Annotated in this window: 17 protein-coding genes; 6 read left to right on the top strand and 11 right to left on the bottom strand. The window is 69.9% G+C overall.

Going from position 1 to position 26,009, the window contains the following annotated elements:
* Nucleotides 1-781 precede the first annotated feature (781 nt).
* Nucleotides 782-1,747 (top strand): co-chaperone YbbN, encoded by a 966-nt coding sequence (locus tag VFZ92_RS32345; RefSeq protein WP_414720079.1) that lies wholly within the window; start codon nt 782-784, stop codon nt 1,745-1,747.
* 45 nt (nt 1,748-1,792) lie between these two features.
* Here VFZ92_RS32345 and VFZ92_RS32340 read toward each other — a convergent pair whose 3' ends face one another.
* Both VFZ92_RS32340 and VFZ92_RS32335 read right to left on the bottom strand, forming a co-directional pair.
* Nucleotides 1,793-3,229 carry a neutral zinc metallopeptidase gene (locus VFZ92_RS32340; RefSeq protein WP_330879942.1) on the bottom strand — a complete coding sequence of 479 codons (1,437 nt, stop codon included), beginning with the start codon at nt 3,227-3,229 and terminating at the stop codon, nt 1,793-1,795.
* Nucleotides 3,230-3,366: 137 nt separating this feature from the next.
* On the bottom strand, nt 3,367-4,755 hold the full coding sequence (locus VFZ92_RS32335) for a neutral zinc metallopeptidase (RefSeq protein ID WP_330879940.1): 1,389 nt from the start codon (nt 4,753-4,755) through the stop codon (nt 3,367-3,369).
* 86 nt (nt 4,756-4,841) lie between these two features.
* Between VFZ92_RS32335 and VFZ92_RS32330 the strand changes: the two genes are divergently transcribed.
* Nucleotides 4,842-5,351 (top strand): N-acetyltransferase, encoded by a 510-nt coding sequence (locus tag VFZ92_RS32330; RefSeq protein WP_330879938.1) that lies wholly within the window; start codon nt 4,842-4,844, stop codon nt 5,349-5,351.
* Here the strand turns inward: VFZ92_RS32330 and cas6e are convergent.
* Complete coding sequence (cas6e, locus tag VFZ92_RS32325) at nt 5,326-5,979, bottom strand: type I-E CRISPR-associated protein Cas6/Cse3/CasE (RefSeq protein WP_330879935.1); 654 nt, start codon at nt 5,977-5,979, stop codon at nt 5,326-5,328. The genes VFZ92_RS32330 and cas6e overlap by 26 nt on opposite strands.
* A gap of 525 nt (nt 5,980-6,504) precedes the next feature.
* Between cas6e and VFZ92_RS32320 the strand changes: the two genes are divergently transcribed.
* Nucleotides 6,505-6,726: a hypothetical protein gene (locus VFZ92_RS32320; protein WP_330879933.1), complete on the top strand. Its 222-nt coding sequence runs from the start codon at nt 6,505-6,507 to the stop codon at nt 6,724-6,726.
* 68 nt (nt 6,727-6,794) lie between these two features.
* Entirely contained in the window at nt 6,795-7,712 is a 918-nt protein-coding gene (locus VFZ92_RS32315) for an SDR family oxidoreductase (protein WP_330879931.1), read from the top strand.
* A gap of 211 nt (nt 7,713-7,923) precedes the next feature.
* Here VFZ92_RS32315 and glgB read toward each other — a convergent pair whose 3' ends face one another.
* The 4 genes from glgB to VFZ92_RS32295 all read right to left on the bottom strand — a co-directional run bounded on the left by glgB (nt 7,924) and on the right by VFZ92_RS32295 (nt 15,338).
* Nucleotides 7,924-10,119, bottom strand: coding sequence for a 1,4-alpha-glucan branching protein GlgB (gene glgB / locus VFZ92_RS32310; protein ID WP_330879929.1), 2,196 nt, complete (start codon nt 10,117-10,119; stop codon nt 7,924-7,926).
* Nucleotides 10,120-10,126: 7 nt separating this feature from the next.
* Nucleotides 10,127-11,458, bottom strand: a complete 1,332-nt coding sequence (locus tag VFZ92_RS32305) for a maltokinase N-terminal cap-like domain-containing protein (protein WP_330879927.1) — start codon at nt 11,456-11,458, stop codon at nt 10,127-10,129.
* Nucleotides 11,459-11,463: 5 nt separating this feature from the next.
* A complete protein-coding gene (gene treS / locus VFZ92_RS32300) occupies nt 11,464-13,272 on the bottom strand; it encodes a maltose alpha-D-glucosyltransferase (RefSeq protein WP_330879925.1) in 1,809 nt (602 codons plus the stop codon).
* 89 nt (nt 13,273-13,361) lie between these two features.
* Nucleotides 13,362-15,338, bottom strand: a complete 1,977-nt coding sequence (locus VFZ92_RS32295) for an alpha-1,4-glucan--maltose-1-phosphate maltosyltransferase (protein ID WP_330879922.1) — start codon at nt 15,336-15,338, stop codon at nt 13,362-13,364.
* 1,248 nt (nt 15,339-16,586) lie between these two features.
* Here VFZ92_RS32295 and glgP point away from each other — a divergent pair.
* Complete coding sequence (gene glgP, locus VFZ92_RS32290; RefSeq protein WP_330879920.1) at nt 16,587-19,160, top strand: alpha-glucan family phosphorylase; 2,574 nt, start codon at nt 16,587-16,589, stop codon at nt 19,158-19,160.
* Nucleotides 19,161-20,058: 898 nt separating this feature from the next.
* Here glgP and VFZ92_RS32285 read toward each other — a convergent pair.
* The 4 genes from VFZ92_RS32285 to glgX form a co-directional block, all read right to left on the bottom strand.
* A complete protein-coding gene (locus tag VFZ92_RS32285; RefSeq protein WP_330879918.1) occupies nt 20,059-21,168 on the bottom strand; it encodes a hypothetical protein in 1,110 nt (369 codons plus the stop codon).
* 12 nt (nt 21,169-21,180) lie between these two features.
* Complete coding sequence (locus VFZ92_RS32280; RefSeq protein ID WP_330879916.1) at nt 21,181-21,576, bottom strand: rhodanese-like domain-containing protein; 396 nt, start codon at nt 21,574-21,576, stop codon at nt 21,181-21,183.
* Complete coding sequence (locus VFZ92_RS32275; RefSeq protein WP_330879914.1) at nt 21,573-22,151, bottom strand: cysteine dioxygenase family protein; 579 nt, start codon at nt 22,149-22,151, stop codon at nt 21,573-21,575. Before VFZ92_RS32275 ends, VFZ92_RS32280 begins: the two co-directional genes overlap by 4 nt.
* A 735-nt stretch (nt 22,152-22,886) precedes the next feature.
* Complete coding sequence (gene glgX / locus VFZ92_RS32270) at nt 22,887-24,995, bottom strand: glycogen debranching protein GlgX (RefSeq protein WP_330879912.1); 2,109 nt, start codon at nt 24,993-24,995, stop codon at nt 22,887-22,889.
* A 242-nt stretch (nt 24,996-25,237) separates the two neighbouring features.
* On the opposite strand from glgX, the gene VFZ92_RS32265 reads away from it, so the two are divergent.
* On the top strand, nt 25,238-26,008 hold the full coding sequence (locus VFZ92_RS32265) for an ABC transporter ATP-binding protein (RefSeq protein ID WP_330879946.1): 771 nt from the start codon (nt 25,238-25,240) through the stop codon (nt 26,006-26,008).
* The last annotated feature ends 1 nt before the right edge of the window (nt 26,009 follow it).

Genomic DNA, 26,009 nt, shown 5'->3' with positions numbered 1-26,009 from the left:
GCCAGGGGGACGGCGTGGTCGGCGTCGTCCACGACGACTACCGGGATGACGGGGGACAGCGTGAGCAGATCCGCGCTGGTGGTCACCGCGAAAACCTCCTGGTGGGGTGGGGCGTGGTTTGGTTGGCAGCGTAGTCGTGGGCGGTTTGCCCAGGATCTGCTGCGTGTTGCGTGAAGGCGGTGTGGCCGGTGACGTGGTTGGTGCGTGAAAGACGGTTTGGTCGCCAACGTCGTGGTGTGGCCGGTTTGACTTGGGGCCCCTGGATTTGACCCTTTGATTGGGCTGAAGGGCAGGTGGTGCCACCCTGCCCGATCTACCAGGGTAAGGGTCGAATCCCCCAAGTAAAACCGGCCACGCTTCGCATCCGGCCAGGTCGAGCAGGTGGTCATGCGAGTCCGCCTGCCGTGGTGGTTGTTCGAACTCCCGGCTCTCCTGCCGGCTGCCAGCTGTCACGTCCGCTCCTGCTGGCTCCCGGCAGTCACGTCTGCTCCCGCCGTCTTCCGCCGGCTCCCCGTCTCCCGTCAGTCTCGCCGTGCCTCGTCCTGCCTCGCCGTGCCTCGTCCGCCATCTCTCGTCTTCGAAAACTGTCGTACCCCCTCCCTACCCCGTATCTCGGGGGGTCTTCACGTTCAGGGGACCTCCGCTTCGGCGTCTTCTAGCAGAACTCTCGCCTTCGTGGGTGACACGTGGAGGTGAATGGGGGAAGCCGTGTGGCGCAATCCGTCGCGACTCGACCCGGTCCCTGCACCCGGCCGTGGGTACTCGTGCCAGGATGGACGGCGTGACAAGGCCAGACCCTCGTAAAACTGCAGCTCTGTCCGCCGCGCTCTCCGGGGCGGTGGATCTCGGCGCGCTCAAGGCGCGTGCTGACGCGGCTCGTCAGCGTCCCGCGGCTCAGCCCCCCGCTCCTGGTGCTCCCTCCGGCGGGCCCAGTCCGTGGGTTCTCGACGTCACCGAGGCGACGTTCCAGTCGGTGGTCGAGCGGTCCATGGAGATCCCGGTGGTGGTCGAACTGACCGCCACGTGGAGTCCGGAGGCGCAGCAGTTGTCGCCCGTCCTGGAAGCGGCGGCCCGCAACAGCGGCGGTGCGTGGATCCTCGCCAGGGTCGACCTGGACGCGAGTCCGCGCATCGGGCAGGCGTTCGGTGTGCAGTCGGTGCCGACGGTCGTCGCGGTGGCGGCCGGGCAGCCGATCGACGCGTTCGCGGGGCCACTGCCGCAGGCCGAGTTCGACCAGTGGATCGTCCGGTTGCTGGACGCGCTGCGCGACAAGCTGCCCGGCATCGCCGCCGCCGAGAACGGTGCGGGCGCGCAGGCCGCTCCGGTCGAGGAGCCGGAGGACCCGCGGTTCGTCGCGGCCGAGGAGGCGTTCGAGCAGGGCGACTTCGCCGCTGCCGAGTCGGCCTACGAGGCGATCCTGTCGGTCGAGCCCTCCAACGAGGAGGCCAAGGCCGCCCTCGTGCAGGTGCGGTTCACCGCGCGCGCCGAGGCGATCGACCAGGACGCGGTCAGCCGCGCCGACGCCGCTCCGGACGACCTGGACGCCCAGCTCGCCGCCGCCGACCTCCAGATCGTGAACCAGGACGTCGAGGGCGCGTTCAAGCGCCTGGTCGACACCGTGCGCCGCGTGTACGGCGACGACCGCAACAAGGTCCGCGAGCACCTGGTCGGCCTGTTCGAGCTGTTCCCGGTCGACGACCCGAGGGTCGCCGCCGCTCGCCGGAACCTGGCCAGCGCCCTGTTCTAGTGCCGGGCGGGGGGGGGAGCACGTGCTCCCCCCACCGCGTCCGGTTCAGGAGTACTTGCGCGTGCAGATGCCGTTGCCGCCGTCGAAGAACCCGTCGCGGAACGCCTCGACGCGTGCGAACCCGGACGGCACCACGGCCCCGTTCACGTCCGCGGCGATCAGGCTCTTGTCGGCCAGCAGCTCCGCGACGGCCTCGTCCAGGTCGCCCGCGGACAGCCGCAGCTTCGACGTGCTCTTGGTCGTGGTCCCGGCCCACGCCCCGGTCAGGCACGCCGTCCGCAGCCCGGCGGCGGGCCCGTCCAGCGGGTAGCCGGTGGCCTTCTGGATGGACAGCGTGAACCGGGACGCGATCTCGGCGAACGCGGCGAAGTCGCCGATCCCGCCCTTCTGCCCCTTCTTCGGCACCGCCCCGATCTTCGTCAGCTCCGCCAGGTCCAGCGACACCTGGTTCGTGCTCGGGCAGTAGGCGGCGGGTGAGGTGGTCTGCGCGTCGGGGCAGCTCGCCGCGCCCTCCTTGAACGCGGGCGGCGCCGCGCCGGTCTGCTTGTAGGCGTCGCGCAGGCTGCTCTCCAGCAGGTCCAGGTTCTTCCGCTCGGCGACCGCGATCTGCCCCTTCGACTGGTCGTCCGGGCTGAACGTCTGCTGGGTGATGCGCTCCTCGATCTCCGCCTCGTCGATCCTGGCGCACCGCGCGGGGTTGGACGAGAAGCCGAACTGGAACGCCGCCACCCGGTCGAACGCGCTGCCGTGCGCACCCTGCTTCTCAGCGCTCGTCCCGGCGGCGTCGCGGATGAAGAACATGGTGGCCAGCACCTGGTTGAGGCCGGGGCCGGTGGAGATCCGGAAGTGCTCGGACTTGCCCTCGGCGATCCAGCGGAAGAAGTTGCCCGCGTAGCAGTCGGCCTGCTGCTCCTTGATGATGGTCGCCGTGGCCTGGGTGATGCCGCTCTCGGCACCCAGCTTGTACTGCACGGCGTGGCCGGTCTCGTGGGCCAGCACGGTCACCACGGACATCGGGCCGAACGCGTCGTTGAGCATCGGCAGGAGTTCGCCGCGGTCCCAGGCGATGCTGTCGTCGAGCGAGCAGTAGAACGCGTTGGCGACGCCCGCGGTGCTGGTGCGGCAGATCTCGACGCCGTCGCCGGTCGAGTCGTAGGACACCAGGCGTTTGACCGGCTCGAACTTCTTGCCCCCGAAGTTCGCGGGCATCGCCTCGGCCCAGTACGCCTCGACGTCGGCGAGCGCGTTGAGGGCCAGCCGGTCCATCTCGCCGCCGTCGCCGTTCTCCACCGGCAGGGTCGCGTCCGGCACACCGGGTTTCGCGCCGCTCTCGCCGGTGGTGATGTCCAGACCGGCGATCTTCGTGATGTCCGGGCGTTCAGCCTTGGGTGTGCCGCCGACGGTGGTCGCGCAGCCGCCGACCAAGCCCGCCACCGACACCACCGCGACGAGCGCCGCACCTCGCCAAGCCCGCCGCGTCATCCCAGGGTCCCCATTCCGGTCCGCGTTTCGCCTGCTTCGCGCACCCTACTTGGTTCATTCGAGTGACAGCGTGAGGCGGCGAACCCACCGGGGCGACCGCGCGGGACGGCGACCCGCCCGGAGCGCCCCGGAGCCGATCAGCGGATGCCGCACGCCTTGTCGCCCTCGAACACACCGGTGCGGAACACCTCGACTCGCTTGAAGCCCGGTTCCAGCCCGGAGCGACCCTTCGCGTCACGGGTCGGGAAGTTCGCCGCCAGCAGCACCTGCACGGCCTCGTCCATGTCTCCGGGGGAGAGGCCGAAGCCCTGCTTGCGGGCCAGGACGACCCCGGTGTACGCGCCGGCCATGCACAGCGCGTTGCTGCCCGCGGTGGTCCCCTCGGTCTGCTTCCCGGCCTGCGCGAGTGCCGACAGCCCGTACCGGCTGGCCATCAGCAGACCCGTCGCGTAGTCACCGATCTGCTCGTGCAGCTTGAGGAGGTCGCCCTCCACGTCGATCTCGACCGACTTCTCGTCCTTGCAGAACGCCACCGGCCCCTGGTCGCCGGAGCAGTTCGGCTCCGTGCCGACCTTCGTCGACCTGGGCGGCACCCACGTCTTGCCGAGCGAGGTGATCACACCCTGGTAGTAGGCGCTCAGGTCCGGGGTGAGCTGGACGATCATCTCGTCGAACGGCAGGTTGCCGCCGCGGTCGCGGTCCTCGACGTTGGTGAACGTCGACTGCGTGAACACCCGGTTCTGCACGGTCATCGCACCGCAGAACTTCGAGTCCTTCTGGAACCCGTCCTGGAACGCCGACACGCGGTCGAACGCGTTGCCGTGCGCCTGCTGGTCGGTCGGCGACGTCCCGACCGGGTCGCGGAACGTGATCAGCGCGCCGAGCGCGGAGTCCAGCGCGTCCTGCCCGATGTCCAGCGACTTCGACTTGCCGTCGGCGACCCACTTCGTGAACGACCCGGCGAAGCAGTCCGCCATCGCCTCGGTGAGGATCGTCGGGAACCTGCCGGGGTTGGCGCGTTCGGACTCGGGCGTGATGCCCATCCGCTTCTGCACCGCGTGGCCCATCTCGTGCGCCAGCACGATCACCACGGCCGCGTCCCCGAACTTGTCCTGCAACACCGGGAGCAGCGCCGCGCGGTCGTAGGCGACCGCGTCCGCCGACGGGCAGTAGAACGCGTTGCCCTCGACGTCGGACGCCTTCTCCGTGCACGGCGGCGGCTTCGCCGACGCGTCCGCGGTGTCGACGGAGAAGATCCCGCCGCTCAACGGCTCCCACGGCTTGCCGAACGCGGCGGGGAACGCCTCTTCCCAGAACCGGTCGATGTCGGCCAGCGCCGTACCGGCGAGCTGGTCGATCTGCCCGCCGTCGCTGCCCCGGATAACGCCGGTCGACGTCGTGTCGCGCGCGACGACCCGTGCCGCCCTCGGCTGGCCGCTGACCGCGACCGTGCACCCGCTGCCGACCACCGCGACCGCCGTCACCAGCGTCGCGAGCCGAACCAGCCGTCCTGATCGGTGTCGCATCGCACCATTGTGCCCCGATCGGGGGGCGCTCGGCGTCGAACAGCCGATAGCGCGACGTCCACCACGTCCGCTTGTACGCTCCGCGCATGTCCTGGCTGCCCGCTGACTTCGTCCACCCGACCACCGTGCCCGTGACCGCGGACCGGCACCTGCGACCCATCAGGGCCACCGACGTCGACCTGGACCACCCGCTGGTCATGGGTGCGCGGGAGAAGCTCTGGGCCGTCTACGGCGAGGCGTGGGGCTGGCCGCCGGAGACCATGACCTACGAGCAGGACCGCGACGACCTGGCCCGCCACGAGCGCGAGGCCGAGGAGCACGAGTCCTTCAACTACGCGCTCTTCAACTCCGACGAGACCGAGCTGTTCGGCTGCGTCTACGTGGATCCGCCGCGGAAGGTGGGCGGTGACGCGGAAATCTCGTGGTGGACCGAGGACGACACCGACCTCGACTCGTTCGTCCCGGCGTGGATCGCGCGGGCGTGGCCGTTCACCGAGCCCCGCTACGTCGGCCGCGATCTGACGTGGACCGAGTGGATCGCGCTGCCGGACGCCGGGACCGACCGGTCGGTCACGACTCCGCGGGCGCCAGACTGATCAGTCCGCACCCGTAGGCCTTCGCGCGCCCGATCCCCGCGACGACGGCCTCGGTGAACGCGTCCGGGTCGGTGACGACCAGGTGCCCGTCGAACCGCACCGCCTCGACGGTGATCTTCGTGGCGGCGTTCTTGCGACCGACGAGCGTCGGGATCGGCGACGGCGCCACGTCCGGCTCGGCGCCCGCGTTCGGGATCACGAACCCGTGCTGCTCGCCCTTGCGCATCAACCACTCGACCTGCCGCTGGGGCTCGCGGTGCACCAGCCGCTTGCGCGACTTGGCCTCGCACCAGGTCGGGTTGGCGACGATCCGGAACGCCAACCGCCGCCCAGGGGTCACCGCGTCCAGCACCGGTCGCAACGGCCGCACCTCGGCGGGCGCCGTCAGGTGGCCCTCGGGCAGCACGCCCCAGTCCGGTTCCGTGCGACTTTGCACGTACTGGACATATCCGTCGTTCGTGCTGTCCAGCCGCCACAGCACGGCGTGCGCCTGCCGAGCCGGCGTCGCCTCGGTGATGTTCGGGAACGCCGACATGACCGTTCGGTGCATGTCGTGGATGTTGGCGTGGTCGCGGCGGAACTCGCGCGATCCGGTGTTGATGTCGAGCTTGGTCAGGAACACGGTCATCCCGATTCGGTGAGCGGGGCGAATGCGGTTCCGGCAATGGCGCCAGGGTCAAGACCGAGCTGTCTGCCTGCTGCTATGCCTCCGGCACTCGATCCCGACCATGGTGCGATCGTCGAGATCGGCAATGTAATCAGAACTCGTTGGACACGTCTGCACATCAACCGGAACATCGCCCTGAATGACGTTCGACTTCACCCGGTTGATGCAATATCCGCGACGGGGTATTGAATTGGTCTAAAGGTGTTACGGATCTATTCCGCAGTTTTGCGCACAGGCTCGCATACCCCACCACCCCGGATCTGTCGACCGCCGCTCGGCCGGTGGGCGAGAAGTAGACAAATCCTCGTCACGTGGTATTGGTCATCTGTGAACTCGCGAAGACTGAGCGAGCACGTCGACACCACGTGAACCACCGCCGCCCAGCGCGAGTTCCCAACCGGAACGGGCTCCGCCGTGATGCTGACCCTAGGTCAACTGGCCCAGATCGGGCGCCTCCAACACCTCTGCGAGGTGCGCGGGTGGAGGATGCAGCTCAAGCGCTCGCCGGAACCGCCGCACGACGTCGACGAACTCGTGTACTTCGCCGAGAACGGCCTGTGGCTGGACGTCCTGCGCGTCCGCTCGGACACCGACGCCCAGGCGGCGAGGCTGATCCGCCAGTCCGTTGTGGAGAACCGCCCCACCGCGGTGTGGGAAGCCGAAGGCACCCTGGCCGAAGTCCTGGACCGCTTGGCGGAACTGGGCTAGTACCTCCACAGTGGACGGGAGGGGTACCGGTGCCGGCGCGGCGGCGCGACTGACGGCAAGCTGTCCGGATGGACACACCATTGAGGGGAAGGGTGGCCCTGGTCGCGGGCGCCACCAGGGGTGCGGGCAGGGCGATCGCGGTGGAACTGGCCAGGGCCGGAGCGTTCGTCTACGCGACGGGCAGGAGCAGCCGTGCCACGGGCAGATCGGAGATGGACCGCCGGGAAACCATCGACGACACCGGCGACCTCATCAACGAGGTGGGCGAGGGCAAAGCCCTGCGCGTCGACCACGTGGAAGCGGACGAGGTCCGCGCACTGGTGGAGGGGATCGACCGCGAACAGGGCCGCCTGGACGTCCTGGTCAACGACATCTTCGGCGGCGACCCCTACGCGGACTTCGGCAAGACCCTGTGGGAACACCGGCTGGACGCGGGCCTGCACATGCTGCGACTGGGCATCGACACCCACGCCATCACCAGCCACCACGCCATCCCCCTGCTGATCCGCAGGCCAGGAGGCCTCGTCATCGAGATGACCGACGGCACGGCCGAGTACAACAGCGCCTACCGCCACCGAGAAGGCTTCTTCTACGACCTGGTCAAAACGGCCGTGGGCCGCATGGCACTGGCCCAGAGCGTGGAACTACCACCACACGGAGCGACGGCAACGGCGGTAACCCCCGGCTGGCTCCGCTCGGAAATGATGCTGGACGCCTTCGGCGTCACCGAGGAGAACTGGCGAGAAGCAACAAAGGCAGAACCACACTTCTGCATCTCGGAATCCCCGACCTACGTGGGCCGAGTGGTAGCAGCACTAGCAGCAGACCCCGACAGGGGAAGGTGGAACGGCAAGACGGTCTCCAGCGGCCAACTGGCCCCGATCTACAACGTCACCGACACGGACGGCACCCAACCAGACGCCTGGCGCTACGTGGTAGAGGTGCAAGACACCGGAAAACCGGCGAACGACACCGGCTACCGCTAACGAGGCGAAGGCCTGAAAGTCAACCAGCAACCAGCGGCGAGCCACGGCTTTACTGAAACCAAGGCCGATTTCACTCGGGATCTGCTCCTTGCACCGGTTGATCGGGCAGGCCACCGCCTCTGCGCTGGGACCGGCACACCCCGATCCACCACAACCGGTACTCACGAAGGAACGGCCGCCCCACCAGGAGCGGCCGTCCCCAAACCCACGATCAGACCTGCTCCCCCTCGGGGGCCAACCACAACACCCCAGCGGGCGGCAACTGCAACACGGCAGAAAACTCCCTCCCGTGCCAGGGGTGCTCCTCGGCGGTCACGGCCCCGAGATTCCCCACCCCGGACCCACCGTAAACAGCGGAATCCGTGTTCACCACCTCAAGCCACCGCCCAGCGGAAGGCAGTCCCACCCGATAATCGTGGTGCGGCTGCCCGGAGAAGTTGGCCACGCACACCAACTGCGACCCGTCCTCCCCGATGCGGACGAAGCTCAAGACGTTTCCAGCGGAGTCGTTCGCGTCGATCCACGAAAAACCCTCAGGCTTGTTGTCAGCGCTGTACAGGGCGGGCGACGCCCGATAAACCCGGTTCAGATCGCCCAACAACTTCCGCACCCCACCGTGCAGCGGCGAATCCAACAGGTGCCAGTCGAGCGACTTCGACTCGGACCACTCCTCGGGCTGCCCGAACTCCCCACCCATGAACAGCAGCTGCTTACCCGGATGCGCCCACATGAAGGCGAGCAGCGTCCTCAGCCCGGCGGCCTTGTTCCAGTCGTCCCCCGGCATCCGCTGCCACAGGGAGCCCTTCCCGTGCACCACCTCGTCGTGCGACAGCGGCAGCACGAAGTTCTCGCTCCACGCGTACACCAGCGAGAACGTGATCTCGTTGTGGTGGAACGACCGGTGGATGGGCTCGCGGCCCAGGTAGTGGAGCGTGTCGTGCATCCACCCCATGTTCCACTTGAACCCGAACCCCAACCCGCCGAGGTGGGTGGGCCGGGACACCCCCGGCCACGCCGTCGACTCCTCGGCGATCATCATGACGCCGGGGTGCCGCCGGTACACCGTCGCGTTCAGCTCCTGGAGGAACCGCACCGCGTCGAGGTTCTCCCGACCGCCGAACTGGTTGGGCAGCCACTGCCCTTCCTCGCGCGAGTAGTCCAGGTACAGCATCGACGCGACGGCGTCGACCCGCAGCCCGTCGAGGTGGAACTCCTCGATCCAGTACAGCGCGTTCGCGACCAGGAAGTTCCGCACCTCGTTGCGCCCGAAGTCGAAGACGAGCGTGCCCCAGTCGGGCTGCTCGCCGCGCCGGGGGTCGGCGTGCTCGTACAGCGAGGTGCCGTCGAACTTCGCGAGCGCCCAGCTGTCCTTCGGGAAGTGCGCGGGCACCCAGTCGACGATCACGCCGATGCCGCGCTGGTGCAGCACGTCGACGAAGTACCGGAAGTCGTCCGGCGACCCGAAGCGGGACGTGGGCGCGTAGTACGACGTGACCTGGTAGCCCCACGAGCCGCCGAACGGGTGCTCGGCGACGGGCAGCAGCTCGACGTGGGTGAAGCCGGTCTCCACGACGTAGTCGGCCAGCTCCACCGCGAGTTCGCGGTAGCTCAGACCGGGACGCCAGGAACCGAGGTGGACCTCGTAGGTGCTGACCGGCGCGTTGATCCACGTGGTGGCCTCGCGCCTGGTCTCCCACTCCAGGTCGTTCCACTCGTGGTTCGAGACCGTGACGACGGACGCGGTCTGCGGCGGCACCTCGGTGCCGAACGCCATCGGGTCGGCCTTCTCGTGCCACGCGCCGTCGGCGCCGAGGATGCGGAACTTGTACCTGGTGCCGACCGGGATGCCGGGGATGAACACCTCCCACACGCCCGACGAGCCCAGGGAGCGCATCGGGTTCGCGCGGCCGTCCCAGCCGTCGAAGTCGCCGATCACGCGCACGCCGCGGGCGGTCGGCGCCCAGACGGCGAACGACGTTCCCTCGACGCGCCCCAACGGGGTGTCGTAGCCGCGGTGGTGGGCGCCCAGCACGTCCCACAGCCGCTCGTGGCGGCCCTCGCCGATCAGGTGCAGGTCGAGTTCACCGACGGTCGGCAGCCACCGGTACGGGTCGTCGACCGTGACGGTGTCGCCGTCGTAGTCGATCTCCAACCGGTAGTCGCCGGGGTGCTCGGGGAGCCTGCCCGCGAACAGGCTGTCGACCACGCGCGGCAGGTCCCACCTGTTCTCGCCCGCGACGACGGCGACGGACTTGGCGCCCGGCCGCAGCGCGCGGGCCACGACGCCGCCGCCGACCTGGTGCACACCCAGCACCGAGTGCGGATCGTGGTGCGCCCCGGCCAGCAGCCGGTCCACGTCGCTCGGCGGCGGCGCGGCGTCGGGAAGATCGGCCGGTTTGGCGTTCACGATGCCGTCACGCTCCTTCTCCGGTGATCCGGGCGATCGACGACAGGGGAACCGTCAACCACTCCGGCCTGTTCGCGTACTCGTATGCGACCTCGTAGACGGCCTTGTCCAGCTCGAACGCCCTCAGCAGCTCCCCGTGCCGCCGGGGGTCGCCGACCGACTCGGCCGCCGCCTCCGCGTAACCCTCGCAGAAGGCCGCGCGGTTGCGCCGCGACCACTCCAGCGCGCGCTCGGTGAGCAGGGCGTCCTCGTCCTGCCCGACGAGCATCTGGTGCGCCGCGTAGTCGAAGGATCGCAGCATTCCGGCCACGTCGCGCAGCGGCGACTTGAGCGCGGCCCGCTCCTCGGCGGGTGCGGCGGGCTCGCCCTCGAAGTCGATCAGCAGCCAGCCGTGCACGGTGCGCAGGACCTGGCCCAGGTGCAGGTCGCCGTGGATGTTCTGCACGGCGATGGCGCCCCGGCCGTCCAGCGCCTTGTCGAACGCGTCCCGCAGCGCGGGCACGAACGGCTCCAGCGCCGGGACCATCGTGGCCACGGAGTCGAGCCGGGCCTTCATCGCCCGCACGGTCGCGGTGATGTCGTCGTCGTCCGCGTCCTGCTGCCCGAGCGCCCGCTCCAGGTCGGCGTGCACGGTCGCGACCGCCTGCCCGAGCCGGTTGGCCTCGGCGGCGAAGTCGCCGCCCGCCTGGTCGGCGTGCTGGGCCTCGGGGTCGGCCATCAGGTCGCGCACGCTCGTCGTCGCCATCGCCCAGCCGTCGACCGCGTCCGGCAGGAACTGCTGGAGCATGCCGATGGTGACCTGCTCGCCGTTCAGGTCGCCGGTGATCGAGCCGAGCGGCTGCGCGATGTGCTCGCAGCCGACCTTCCGCAGCGCCCGGTGCAGCACCAGGTCCGGGTTCGGCCCGTAGGAGAGCTTCCGGAACAGCTTGAGGATGTACTGGCTGCCGAAGATGATCGACGTGTTGCTCTGCTCCGAGGTGATGGGCCGCCCGCGCAGTCCGCCGGTCAGCTCGGCGTCCGGTTCGTGCGCGAAGCGCAGCCCGTCGACCTCGCGGCCCTCGACGATCAGGTCCAGGAGATGACCGGTCAGCTCGGCGTCGCCCGCCGCCTCGTACGACTCGTCGCGGTCGGTCACCAGCAGCTGGTAGGCCTCGACGCGGTCGGCCTGCTCGACCTCGACGACCACGTGCAGCAGCACCGGGTCGTCGAGCAGCACGGTCGTCCGGAGTGGACGGACCGAGTCCACCGGCCGGTCCTTGCCTGCGAACCAGCGCTGCGCGGGCAACCAGTCCGGCAGCTCCGTCAGCAGTTTCTCGACCAGGTCACGGGGTTCGGTCACGTCGCTCACCTCGATTCGCCGTCGTCGCCCACGGTGGCCAACTGGAACCAGTAGAACCCGTGGCCGGGGAGTGTGAGCAGGTACGGCAGCTCGCCGACCTGCGGGAAGTGGACCCCGCCGGTCAGCTCCACCGGGGTGGTGCCCCGGTGCTCGGACAGGTCAAGTTCGACCGGCTGCGGGAAGCGCGACAGGTTGTTGACGCACAGCACGATGTCCTCGTGCCCGTCCGGTCGCGTCCAGCGCCGCTTGTAGGCGAGGACGCTCGGGTTCGACCCACCGAGGTCGATGAAGGTGCCCTCGGCGAGCGCGTGGTGCTGCTTGCGCACCTCGATCATCCGCCGGGTCCAGTTCAGCAGCGACGGGGCGCTGTTGAGCTGGGACTCGACGTTGAGCGCCTGGTAGCCGTAGATCGGGTCCATGATCACCGGCAGGTAGATCCGGCCCGGATCGCAGCTGGAGAACCCGGCGTTGCGGTCCGGGGTCCACTGCATCGGCGTGCGGACCGCGTCGCGGTCGCCCAGCCAGATGTTGTCGCCCATGCCGATCTCGTCGCCGTAGTAGAGAACGGGCGAACCGGGCAGCGACAGCAGCATCGCGGTGAACAGCTCCTGCTGGTTGCGGTCGTTCTCCAGCAGCGGCGCCAGCCGTCGGCGGATGCCGATGTTGGCCTTCATCCGCGGGTCCTTGGCGTACTCGGTGTACATGTAGTCGCGCTCTTCGTCCGTGACCATCTCGAGCGTCAGCTCGTCGTGGTTGCGCAGGAAGATGCCCCACTGCGTGCCCGTCGGGATCTCCGGCGTCTGAGCCAGGATCTCCGAGATCGGGAAGCGCGACTCGCGCCGGACCGCCATGAAGATGCGCGGCATCAGCGGGAAGTGGAACGCCATGTGGCACTCGTCGCCGCCGACCTCCGGGTCGCCGAAGTACTCGACCACGTCCGACGGCCACTGGTTCGCCTCGGCCAGCAGGATGCGGCCGGGGTACTCGTCGTCGACGACCTTGCGGCAGCGCTTGAGGAAGTCGTGCGTGCGCGGCAGGTTCTCGCAGTTGGTGCCCTCCTCCTCGAAGAGGTAGGGCACCGCGTCGAGCCGGAAGCCGTCGATGCCGAGGTCGAGCCAGAACCGCAGCGTGTCCAGCATCGCTTCCTGGACGTCGTTGTTCTCGAAGTTCAGGTCGGGCTGGTGGGAGAAGAACCGGTGCCAGTAGAACTGCCCGCGCACCGGGTCGTAGGTCCAGTTCGACGTCTCGGTGTCGACGAAGATGATCCGCGCGTCGGCGTAGCGGGAGTCGTCGTCGCTCCACACGTAGTAGTCGCCGTACGGGCCGTCCGGGTCCATGCGCGACTGCTGGAACCACGGGTGGGCGTCGGAGGTGTGGTTGAGCACCAGGTCGGTGATGACCCGGATGCCGCGGCGGTGCGCCTCGTCGAGCAGGTACACGAAGTCCTCGATGTTGCCGAACTCCGGCAGCACAGCGCGGAAGTCGCTGATGTCGTAACCCCCGTCGCGCAACGGGGAGGCGTAGAAGGGCGGCAGCCAGAGGCAGTCGATGCCGAGCCACTCCAGGTAGTCCAGTCTGCTGGCCAGGCCGCGCAGGTCGCCGGTGCCGTCACCGTTCGAGTCGGTGAAGGCGCGCACCAGCACCTCGTAGAACACCGCGCCCTTGAACCAGTCCGGGTTCCTGGGCGCCTGTTTCGCGTGCTGGAAGTCCTCGGCCTGGGGCTCCACGAGCAGCCCGTCTGCGGTGATCGCCTCGCCGGTGTGCGGCACGCCCTCCAGCCCCAGGGCTGCGTCCGGTCGGGAATCTTCCTGCATGATCTCCACCTCGTCCCACCTCATAGCGGGTACGTCAACCATCCCCTGCGTACCTGGTGCACGCAGGGGTCCTCGGGTTCCTGATTGGTTCAGGAGAACCGGCGTTGCAGCCCCACGATGTGCGCGACCGCGCGCCACGGTTCCAGCCGGACGTAGTTCGCCTGGCCCCAGTCCCACGTCTCGCCGGTGACCTCGTCGTGCGCGATCAGGCGCTCGTGCCAGTCGAAGCCGAGCGAGGGCAGGTCGAGCCAGAGAGTGCCCGCCTGCGGGTCGTTCGGGTCCAAGCTCACCACAGTCACGACGGTGTCGCCGGTTGCCGGATCCTGTTTGGAGTAGGCGATGAGGGCTTCGTTGTCGATGTGGTGGAACCTCAGGGTGCGCATCTGCTGCAAGGCCGGGTGTGCCCGGCGGGCCGCGTTCAGCTTGCGCAGCCACGGTTCCAGCGAACGGCCCTCGGTCAGGGCGCCCGCGTAGTCGCGTGGCCGCAACTGGTACTTCTCGGAGTCGAGGTATTCCTCGCTACCGGGCTTCACGGCCTCGTGCTCGAACAGCTCGTAGCCCGAGTACACGCCCCACGTGGGCGCCATCGTGGCGGCCAGTGCCGCGCGGAGCGCGAACATGCCGGGACCGCCGTGCTGGAGCGATTCGTGGAGGATGTCCGGCGTGTTCACGAACAGGTTGGGCCGGGCCTCGTCCCAGTGCTCGACCTGCTCGACGCCGAACTCGGTCAGTTCCTGCTTGCTCGTCCGCCAGGTGAAGTAGGTGTAGGACTGGGTGAAGCCGAGCTTCGCCAGTCCGTAGAGCCGCGCGGGGCGGGTGAACGCCTCGGCGAGGAACAGCACTTCGGGGTGCTTGTCCTTCACGGCCCAGATCAGCCACGCCCAGAAGTCCGGTGGCTTGGTGTGCGGGTTGTCGACCCGGAAGACGCGCACCCCGTGGTCGACCCAGTGCAGCACCACGCGCAGGACCTCGTGGTAGATGCCCTTGGGGTCGTTGTCGAAGTTGACCGGGTAGATGTCCTGGTACTTCTTCGGCGGGTTCTCGGCGTACGCGATCGTGCCGTCCGGCCGGGTGGTGAACCACTCCGGCGACTTGAGCACCCACGGGTGGTCCGGGGCGCACTGGAGCGCCAGGTCGAGGGCGACCTCGATGTTCAGCTCGTTCGCGCGGGCCACGAACCGGTCGAAGTCCTCGATCGTGCCGAGCTGGGGGGCGATGGCGTCGTGCCCGCCCTCGTCGGCGCCGATCGCCCACGGCGAGCCGACGTCGTTCTCGTCGGCGACCAGGGTGTTGTTGGGGCCCTTGCGGTTCACCCGGCCGATCGGGTGGATCGGCGGCAGGTAGGCGACGTCGAAGCCCATCGCGGCGACCCGGTCCAGTTCCCTGGTCGCGGTCTCGAACGTGCCGTGCACCGCGTTCCCGTGCTCGTCCCAGCCGCCGGTCGAGCGCGGGAAGAACTCGTACCAGGAGCCGAACGCGGCCAGCTTCCGGTCGACCCACACCTTGTAGGTCCTGCCCTTGGTGACCAGTTCCCGCACCGGGAACTCGGTCATGATCCGGTGCACGTCGGACGCGAGCGCGGGCGCGACGCGTTCCGACAGCGGCCGGTTCTCGTCGCGCAGCGACGCCGCGGCGTTGGCCAGCAGCGGGCGGTCCTTGCGCCGGTCGGGCCGCCGCGACACCCGGTCCAGCAGCAGCGCGCCGCTCTCCAGGTCGTTCGCCAGCTCGCCCGCTCCCTGCCCCGCGCCGATCTTCGCCTCGACGGCGTGCCGCCACGTCGCCCACGGATCGCTCCAGGCGTCGACGCGGAACGTCCACGAGCCCTCGCAGTCCGGAACGATCACGGAGGCGAACCGGTCGAGCCCGACGCCGTGCGGCACCATCCTGGTCTGGCGCGCGATGCGGTCCTTCGGTCCGCGCCACGCGACGGTGGCCGCGACGGCGTCGTGCCCCTCGCGCCAGACCGTCGCTTCGACCGGAATGTGTTCCCCTGTCACGGCTTTCGCCGGATAACGGCCACCGCTGACCGCCGGGGAAACATCATCGATGCCGAGTCGTCCACTCATCGGCTACGCCCTCTCGCCGTGTTTCGCGCGGCAGAACCGCGGGCCCGTTCAGTCTGCCTTGCTCGATGTGGCAGGTCATCACCGGGGACTACTTCAACTGTCCGTACCCATTCCGGTGGGCTCGCACACCCCGGCGCGTCAACTCTGTGCCCGCGCGGGCGGTGTGTCCATGGCCGTTCGACCTGTCGTCGTGATCATCGGGGACGGGTTCGCCCGAATGCCGCGCGCCACGCCGAGCGTGGTCGTGATGAGACCTGATGTGGTTAACGCGCTGGTTACACGGGGGGTGGGGTTGGGTGGCCGGGGGGCGGCGGGCTCGGTAGAGGGGGTCGGGTTCTTCGGTGTGCCGAAGGGTGGGGTTCTTCCGCGGGCGGGCGGGGGGTGTCGGAGAACACGCTCGTGGGGTGCGGTGGTCCGGTTTGTGAAGGTTGCTCGGTTGTCCGGAATTGTCAGACCCCCGGCCTGGCCTGCGCATCGGGGGGTCCTCACTTTTCGGGGACCCTTGTTCGGCGTTCGGCGTTCGGCGTTCGGCGTTCGGCGTTCGGGGCGGGTGGCCGCACCCCGATTTCGTGATTGTCTCGATGGCCGCCTCCGTTTGTCAAGGCGGGAAAGATGCCTTGACAAACGGAGGCGGCCACGACGTGCTTGGAAAATCGGGGTCCGGCCGGGGGGAAAGGTGTGGAAAAGCGGGAAGGGATGGGTTGGGCACGGGGCCGGGTCGGGGCCGGGGGCCCGCTCGTCCCAGTTCACGCCGGGGTTGAGCTGGGATGGAGAATGGTGTGGTGGTCGCTGCTCGGCGGGGCGGTGTTGTGAACGTGGCCGATTTACTCGGGGGATGCGACCCTTATCCTCATTGATCGGGCAGGTTGTTGCCACCGGCCCTTGAGCCCGATCACAGGGTCGCATCGAGGGGTCCCCGAGTCACATCGGCCACCACCGCTGGGACTGGCGGTCGCCCTGGTTCCCCGGCTGTGAGTCGGAGCCACCCTGTTCCCCCGGCTGGGAGCCGAGCGCGCCGAACCGGCCGTGAGTCCTCCCGCTCAGTCGTGAGAACCCCTCGAATCCTTCCTCGGCCCGTCACCGCTGCTCCAAATGCGACGATCAAGAAGCGGAGGTGTCTAGCGCCTCGAAGCGCAGGTCAACGGCGGCGAGCACCTGTATCGATCCCGGTACCGATTCGGCAAACCCTTGCAGTCTGGGCGAGGAAGCTTGTCGTGTTCCGCCCGCCGGGAGATAAGGTCCGTCGCCATGCGAGCACTTCGCCGGTTCACCGTCCGAGCCAGCCTCCCGGAGCCGTTGTCCTTCCTGGGCACGCTCGCCACCAACCTGCGCTGGACCTGGCACCCGCCGACACAGGACCTCTTCGCGTCGGTCGACCCCCAGGTCTGGTCCGAGGTCGGTGGCGATCCGCTGCGCCTGTTGTCCGTGGTGTCGCCCGAGCGGCTCGACCGGCTCTCCCGGGACGAGCAGTTCCTGTCGCACGCCCGTGCGCTGGCCGACGACCTCGACCGCTACACGCGGGGACCCCGGTGGTTCCAGCGGAGGCAGGAGGAGGTGCAGGCGCGTCGCGAGCACGGGAACTTCGAGTTGTCGCCGCTCCCGTCGGCCATCGCCTACTTCTCGATGGAGTTCGGCGTCACCGAGGCGCTGCCGAACTACTCGGGCGGGCTCGGCGTGCTGGCGGGCGACCACCTGAAGGCGGCGTCCGACCTCGGGGTGCCGCTGATCGCGGTCGGGCTGCTCTACCGCTCCGGCTACTTCCGCCAGTCCCTCTCGCTCGACGGCTGGCAGATCGAGCACTACCCGGTGCTCGACCCGCGCGCGCTGCCGCTCGAACTGCTGACCGAGCCGTCCGGCGCGCCGATCCTGGTGCACGTGGCCATGCCGGGTGACCGGGTGCTGCGCGCCAAGATCTGGAAGGCGCAGGTCGGGCGGATCCCGCTGCTCCTGCTCGACTCCGACGTCGAGGAGAACGACGAGGACCTGCGCGGTGTCACGGACCGGCTCTACGGCGGCGACCAGGACCACCGCATCCGGCAGGAGATCCTCGCGGGCATCGGCGGGGTCAGGGCCGTGCGCACCTACTGCGAGCTGACCGGTCACGCGAAGCCCGAGGTGTTCCACACCAACGAGGGCCACGCGGGTTTCCTCGGGCTGGAGCGCATCCGCGAGCTGACCACGACCGAGGGCCTCGACTTCGACCAGGCGCTCGCCGCGGTGCGCGCGGGCACGGTGTTCACCACGCACACGCCCGTGCCGGCGGGCATCGACCGGTTCCCGGTCGACCTCGTGCAGCACTACTTCGGCTCCGAGACCCTGCTGCCGGGCGTGAGCACGCAGCGGGTCCTCGCGCTGGGCGCCGAGGACAACCCCGGCCTGTTCAACATGGCGCACATGGGTCTGAGGCTGGCTCAGCGCGCGAACGGCGTCTCCAAGCTGCACGGCGAGGTCAGCCGCGACATGTTCCGCGGCCTGTGGCCGGGCTTCGACACGACCGAGGTGCCGATCCGCTCGGTCACCAACGGCGTGCACGGCCCGACGTGGGCGGCGACCGAGATGTCCAAGCTGCTCGGCGAGACCGAGGAGTCGGGCATCGGGATGCGCGGCTTCGAGCCCGTCACCGACACCCGGCTCTGGGAGCTGCGGACGGAACTGCGCGGCAGGCTCGTCGACGAGGTCCGCCGCCGCGTCCGCGCGTCGTGGTTGCAGCGCGGCGCGTCGGAGCTGGAGCTGGGCTGGACCGACTCCGTGTTCGACCCGGACGTGCTGACCGTGGGCTTCGCCCGCCGCGTCCCGACCTACAAGCGGCTCACGCTGATGCTGCGCGACCCGGAGCGGCTGCGCGCGATGCTGCTGCACCCGGAGCGCCCGGTGCAGCTCGTCGTCGCGGGCAAGTCGCACCCGGCCGACGACGGCGGCAAGGCGCTGATCCAGCAGATCGTCCGCTACGCCGACGAGGCCGGCGTGCGGCACCGGATCGTGTTCCTGCCGGACTACGACATGTCGATGGCCCGCTACCTGTACTGGGGCTGCGACGTCTGGCTGAACAACCCGATGCGCCCGCTGGAGGCGTGCGGCACGTCCGGCATGAAGTCCGCGCTGAACGGCGGCCTCAACCTGTCCATCCGCGACGGTTGGTGGGACGAGCTGTACGACGGCAGCAACGGCTGGGCCATCCCGACCGCCGACGGCGTGCACGACCCGACCCGCCGCGACGACCTGGAGGCGACCGCTCTGTACGAGCTGCTCGGCAACCAGGTCGCGCCGCTGTTCTACGACCGCGGCGAGGACGGCACGCCGACGCAGTGGCTCGCGATGGTCCGGCACACGCTGGCGTCGCTCGGCCCGGCCGTGCAGGCGTCGCGGATGGTGCGCGAGTACGTGGAGACGCTCTACGCGCCCGCCGCCGCGTCGGCCGACTCGGTCGTGGGCGAGGGCTTCCGCGGCGCGAAGGAACTGGCGGACTACCGCCAGCGGCTGCGCGAGGCGTGGCCGCGCGTGCGGGTGCTCGACTCGGAGCTGAACGTCAACGGGCACCCGACGCCGGTGCTCGGCAGCCTGGTGACGGTCCGCGCGCTGGTCGAGCTGGCCGGTCTGGAGCCGTCCGAGGCGGACGTCCAGGTCGTGCTCGGCAAGGTCGGCGACGGCGACGAGCTGCACGACCTCGTGACCGCGCCGATGAACTACGCGGGCAACGGCAACTACGAGGTCGAGGTGCCGCTGCCGCACGCGGGCACCCTCGGCTACACCGTGCGGATCCTGCCGCGCCACGACCTGCTCGCCTCGCCCGCCGAGCTGGGCAAGGTCGTCCTCGCGGGCTGACCCGCTCCTCCGGGGTGTCCGGTCGTGGTGGTTCACGACGACCGGACACCCCGATGTGGTCGTTCCTCCGCCGCTGAGTCGTCGGCGAACCCAGGTCGACCCGCCCGCCGCCTGCCCGCGCCTCCCGGCGGTCTGCCGGGTTGTCCACCGCCGAGGTGGGCGTCGCGGTCGCGTGCGGGCCCCGTCGGCTCACTCCGCTCACTCTGCGCTGATCACGATCCGGTCACGCGAATCAGTACAAGCGGTGAACTGGGCCGGCTTCCCGCGTCGCTCCGGCCGGGCGCCTGGCGGAGTGAGGCCCGGCTGTCGCCATGGGTGACGGTGAAGGGGAGTGGTCACCCGGTCGTGCGGTCACGCTGGGGCGATAGGGACATCCGCACGTTCTCACGCCACTCTCCGCAGTGGACCAATCGACTCGCCGCGCGCTGGTCGCCCTCACCCGCCAGTCTGGTGAACTGCTGCTTGCTCCGGTTTCTCGTTCGTGTCCACGCTTTCGTGTCGTGACCACCCGGCACCGTGACCGCTCGATTGTGCGACACATTCTCCACTCGACCGATCCGTGAGTAATCTGCGAGAGGTCCGAGAGGCTGGACGGAAAAGCAACGGCAAGTAATCATCAATGCCCATCCGTTTCCGCGAAGCCCGCAAAAATCATTTCGCAGTGGCGAGGAGTGCCGTTCCATGATCAGAAGAGCCATCGGCGTCGGGAACATCGACCCCGTCCGGTCCCGGCGCCACCTCGTCGACTAGCGAGCGGTCCCGGCCGGAACCGGACCCGTCGGACGACGGGTGCGGGGCACCCGCTGTCGAACGGTTCGGTCGGGCGCGGTCGAACCGCAGGGCCGCGGGAGGTCCCGGCCGGCCGGGGTTCGCCGTCGTTCCCCGACGCCCTCGATGATCATCTGACGTTCAGCCGGGCCGCGGTGCCCACGACCCGCGGCAGCCACCCGGCCAGCGAGGTGGCCTCGGCCAACACCGTTCGGGCGGCGCCGTTGTCGCCGCCCGCCATCAGCGCCCGAGCCACGGTCGCCAGCGAATCGGCCCGTCCGAGAACCTCTTCGGCCCCGTCGGCGCTCTCCCGGCCCAGCCGCGCGGCCTCGGCCGCGTCGCCCCGCAGCAGGGCCAGTTGTGCCAACGTCCCCGCCAGCCGGTACCTGGGCAGGCCGAACCCGATGGCCGCGTCCACGGCACGAGCGGCGGCGGGCACCCCGACGGCGGGCGGCAGCAGTCCGGCCTCGGCCGCCGACGCGGTGGCGCTCGCCATCGACGCCATCAGCTGCGCGCGGTCCCGGTCCTCCAGGTCGTCCCGCCCCACGGCACCGCTGACCACCTGCAACGCCTCCACGTACCGCCCGGCCGCCGTGTGCACGAGCACCTGGGCCGACGTCGTCATCAGCAGGTCCGGGTGCGCCGCGACCACGGTGGACAGCGCGGCGGTTGCCTGGTCGAGGTCGCCCGCGCGCACCGCGTCGGCCACCTCGCTCACCATCGGCGACGCGTCCATCTCCGCCGCCTCCCGCCCCGACAGCCGAGGCAGCGAGAACACGTACCAGCCGGGCGACGTCGTGGCCGCGCTCCGCCGTGGCCACAGTTCGTGCGCGAGGCACGCCGTCGCCCCCACCGCGACCCCGAACGGGCCGATCAACCACGCGCCGACGACCACGCCGACCGCCACCAGTGCCGACGTCAGACCGGTCAGCCACAGCCGCCGCCGCACGGGGCTGCGCACCGACCGCGCCCCGACCCGGACCACGACGGGCAGGGCGCACAGCGCGATCCGCAACCGGGGCGTCGACCACGCGCGCAGCTCACGGCCCACGCCGAAGATCACGTACCGGACGCGCAGCCGCCAGAGCAGCACACCGAGCAACGTCCCGACCTGGAACGCGGCCAGTTCCAGCAGGAGTCCCCCGAGCGCGCCGAGCACCCCGACGACCCCGTCGCCCCGGACGAGAACGACGACGACCACCGCGACCGCGAGCAGCGGTCCGGACCTGAGCAGCTTCACAGCTCCGGGACGCTACGTGACCGCTTGCGTCCCGCCCTCGCGAACGGGCAGGCCCGCGGCCGCCCACGCGCGGAAACCACCGACGAGGTCGGTCGCCTTCGGCAGTCCGATCCGCTGGAGGTCGCGCGCGGCGAGACTGGACGAGTAGCCCTCGTTGCACAGGACGACCACCGTGGTGTCGGCCGTGAAACCGGGCAGCCGGAAGTCGCCCTCCGGGTCGAGCCGCCACTCCAGGACGATCCGCTCCACCGGGATGGAACCGGGGATCTCCCCGTCCGCCACCCGGTTGTGGAGGGGCCGGGTGTCGATGATCAGCGTGTCGCCGTCCTTGATCGCGTCCAGCTCCTGCGGCGTGACCCGGTCCAGGTGCGCTCGCGCCTCGGCCAGGTAGGTGTCGACGGCGCTCACGGGCCCTCCAGGTCTGCCAGTTCGCGCAGCCGTTCCAGCGGGAGCCGGAGCGCGGGGAGCGGGGGGATCACGGTCGGGATGTCGGCCAGGCTCGCGTACTCCCTGGTCGGGACCAACGGCGGCGAGTAGGCGTGCACGCTGGCCGCACCGACGGTCCCGTTGTTGCGCACCTCGTGCGCCCGCCCCGACCCGAACCCGATGGACGCACCCGTGGGCCGCCGAGCGCCACGGATCGGACCGGCCGGGTACCGGTAGTTCTCCTCCAGCTCACCCGTGAGGACGGTGAACGAACCGGAAGCGCCACCGTGGTCGTGCGGCTCGGTCCGCTGTCCGGGCAACCACGACAACAACCACAACTCGACGCCTTCGGTGAGCCCCAGCCGGGCCCACCAACGCTGAGCCGGGTCGAAGTCGAGGATGTCGAGCAGCGGGGACGTCAACTCGCCGGCGACGAACGAGGTCAGGTCGCGCAGTTCGCGCGGCGACCACAGCTCGCGCTCGGGGTGGATGATGTCGCGGAGAAGGCGGACGTCCAGGGCTGGGTGCAGGTCGGCATGGACGAAGGTGGCAGTCAACGTGTGCTCCTGAGGGCTACTGGTGTGAACGGGTAGCGGTCAAGACGCGACACGGACCTAGCGGAGGCCGCGTCGCGTCCCGCTACAGCCGCACGACGCCACCAGCAGGAGGTCGATCGTGCGGTCGCACCAGGTGATGAGGGAGCGCTCCACGCTGTGATGCTGTCACGGATGAGTGGAGGAAGGCTCGGGCGTCCCAGGGGTTGATAATGGCTCTGAGGCCGAGCTAACCACCCGGCGGGAGCAGGTCAGGAGAAGGAGAAGGGCGCGGGAAGGAAAAAGACGGGCGGGATGGAGAGGCCGGAGGAGTGGGCCGGCTGACTGGGCTGGCTGACTGGGGCGGGGAGTTCGGGCTTGCTTGAGTGAGTGAGTGAATTGGGTTGGGACGCAGGTCTCGGGACCACGACACCGCTGAACCTGCGCGAGATGAGCCACTCAGGTGTTGGACCGACCAACGCGCAAGGGGCTCAGCCACGCCTCTCGCGCAAGCCGAACCCACCCAACTCTCGGACCGATCAACGCGCAAGGGACTCAACCCCGGACCCACGAGGGCACCGGCGAAGCGGATCCACCCAACCCGCCCACCACGCCCCCTTGAGCGCCCTCCCCCGACCCCCCCGGCCGCCCGCTCCACCCCAACCCTCATCGTTGATCCCGGTTTGTCAAGGCATCTTTCCCGCCTTGACAAACCGGGATCAACGATCGAGACGATGACAGGAGCGGCGGACCACGCCCCTAGTTGGGCGCCCGAAGCAGCAGCAGCGAATGCCCGGCCACGGTCACCCTCGACCCAGCGGGCAACAAGCCGGGCGTCGCAGGCGACCCGTCGGCGGTGGTCGTGTCCAGCACGGGCTCGAAGTGCGCCCCGTACTCCGCGGGCGGCAGCACCACCTCGATCGAATCCGCCCCGGCGTGCAGCAGCAGCAGCCAGGAGTCGTCCGAGACCAGCTCCCCCTCCCGAGACCGGGACAGCGAGTTCGACCCGTCGATCCACATCCCCAGCGTGCGCCGACCCTCGTCGAACCAGTCCGTCTCCGCCATCTCCTCCCCGTCCGGCCGCAGCCACACCAGGTCGGGCTCGCCGGACGCCGTGGTGCGGCCCTCGAAGAACTCCGGCTGCCGCAGCGCCGGGCTGTCGGCGCGCAGGGTGATCACGCGGCGGGCGAAGGCGAGCATCGACGTGGCGTCGTCCGCGAGCTTCCAGTCGACCCACGAGGTGTCGTCGTCGATGCAGTAGGCGTTGTTGTTGCCGCCCTGGGTGCGCCACAGCTCGTCGCCCGCCACGATCATGGGGGTGCCGGTGGACAGCAGGAGCGTGGCGAACAGGTTGCGGGCCTGCTTGGCGCGGAGCACGAGGATGCCGGGCGCGTCGGTCTCGCCCTCGACGCCGCAGTTCCACGAGCGGTTGTCGTTGGTGCCGTCGCGGTTGTCCTCGCCGTTGGCCTCGTTGTGCTTGCCGTTGTACGAGACGAGGTCGCGGAGCGTGAAGCCGTCGTGCGCCGTGATGAAGTTGATCGACTGCCACGGGCGGCGCAGGTCGTCGGCGTACAGGTCGGAGGAGCCGGACAGGCGGTACGCGAGGTCGCGGACGCCGGTCGCGCCGCGCCAGAAGTCGCGGACGGTGTCCCGGTAGCGGCCGTTCCACTCGGCCCACTGGACGCCGAAGTCGCCCACCCGGTAGCCGTCGCCGGTGGCGTCCCACGGCTCCGCGATGAGCTTGCAGCGGGACAGGATCGGATCGGTGGTGATGGCCGTGAGCAGCGCGGAGTTGCGGTCGAAGTAGCCGCCGCCCGGCCTGCCCAGCGTGCTGGCGAGGTCGAAGCGGAAGCCGTCCACGCCCAGCTCCGTCGCCCAGTACCGGAGCGAGTCCGTGACCAGCCGCACCACCTGCGGCGACGCGGCCTCCAGGGTGTTGCCGCAGCCGGTGATGTCGAGCGTGCCGCCGCCCGCGACGTGCAGGTAGTAGCCGGGCGCGTCCAGGCCGCGGAACGACAGGGTCGGCCCGTCCGGCCCGCCCTCGCAGGTGTGGTTGAACACGACGTCGATCAGGACCTCGATGCCCGCCGCGTGCAGGGCGGCGACCATCGTGCGGAACTCCTCCACCTCGTGGCCCTGCTCGCTCGCGTAGGCCGGGTGGGGGGCGAAGTAGCCGAGCGGCGAGTAGCCCCAGTAGTTGTGCCTGCCCTCGCGCATCAGCGCGGGCTCGTCGATGAAGGCGTGGACGGGGAGGAGTTCGACCGTCGTCACGCCGAGGCGCACCAGGTGCTCGACCACGGCCGGGTGGGCCAGGCCGAGGTAGGTGCCGCGCAGGTGCTCCGGCACGTCCGGGTGCCTGCGGGTGAAGCCGCGGACGTGGAGCTCGTAGATGACGGCTTCCTCGAACGGCACCTCGGGCTTGATGCCGGTGTCCGGACCGCCGGGCGAGGTGACCACCGAGAGCGGCACGTGGCCGAGCGAGTCGACGACCGACGGCGGGCCCGTCATCGGGTCGCCCACGTAGCCGAGAGCGGCGTCCAGGTCGGTGAGCAGGCCCGAGACGCGCTTCGCGTACGGGTCGAGCAGCAGCTTGGCCGGATTGCCCCGCAGACCGCGGGACGGGTCGTACGGGCCGTGGACGCGGTAGCCGTAGCGCTGGCCGGGGGTCACGCCCGCCACCAGGCCGTGCCAGACGCCGAACGTCCGCTCGGTGAGCTCGATCCGGGTTTCCGTCCCGTCGTCGCTGATCAGGCACACCTCGACCGCCTCGGCGGACGGCGCGGACACGGCGAACCGGACGCCCCCCGCCTCGGGGTGGGCGCCCAGTGGGAACGGTCGGCCTGCGAGCACGGGTGAGTGGGCTGCCATACCTAGATCCTGACAGGCCGGACCGACAATCGGCGCGTGAGCGAGGCCTCCTCCGGGCGTGGTCGGCCGAGTTCATCCATGTCGGCTAACCGGCGGCGACCAGGCTCCACCCGTCGTCCAGACGCACCCCGCCGCACCCCCACCGGGGGGCGGTCGGAAACAATGGCCGTGTGACCGACCACGGGGCGAGGCAGGGCACTGTGCAGAGTTCGGAAGTCGACGTGACCGATCTGGTCGTCCACATGGCCGGTGTCGCCGTGCGGCGTGGCAAGACCACGCTGGTGGGCGACATCGACTGGAGTGTCGAGCTGGACGAGCGCTGGGTGGTGCTCGGGCCGAACGGCGCGGGCAAGACCACCCTGTTGCGCCTGGCCAGCGCGGAGCTGCACCCGAGCAAGGGCAAGCTGCACCTGCTGGGTGAGCGGATCGGCAAGACCGACGTGCGCGAGCTGAAGCCGCGCATCGGGCTGTGCTCCGCGGCGCTCAACGGGCGGGTCCCGGCGGACGAGAAGGTCGTCGACGTCGTGGTCAGCGCGGGCTACGCGGTGCTCGGCCGCTGGCGCGAGGAGTACGACGTCACGGACACGACCCGCGCCAAGGAGCTGCTGGGCACGCTCGGCATCGAGCACCTGTCCGACCGCACCTACGGCACGCTGTCGGAGGGCGAGCGGAAGCGGACCCTGATCGCCAGGGCGCTGATGACCGACCCCGAGATGCTGCTGCTGGACGAACCGGCGGCCGGGCTCGACCTGGGCGGTCGCGAGGACCTCGTGGCCCGGCTGTCCGAGCTGGCGATGGACCCGGACGCGCCCGCGATGGTGCTGGTCACCCATCACGTGGAGGAGATCCCGCCGGGCTTCACGCACGTGCTGCTGCTGCGCGAGGGCGGCGTCGTCGCGCAGGGGCTGCTCGACGACGTGCTGACCGAGGAGAACCTGTCGGCGACGTTCGCGCAGCCCCTGGAGCTCCAGCGGTCGGGTGACCGGTACTTCGCGCGCCGCAAGGCGGTGTGAC

It is taken from the genome of Umezawaea sp., assembly GCF_036375055.1.
Lineage (GTDB): Bacteria > Actinomycetota > Actinomycetes > Mycobacteriales > Pseudonocardiaceae > Umezawaea.
The sequence above is the reverse complement of the archived record's forward strand: the minus strand, read 5'-3'. Positions and strand labels throughout refer to the sequence as shown.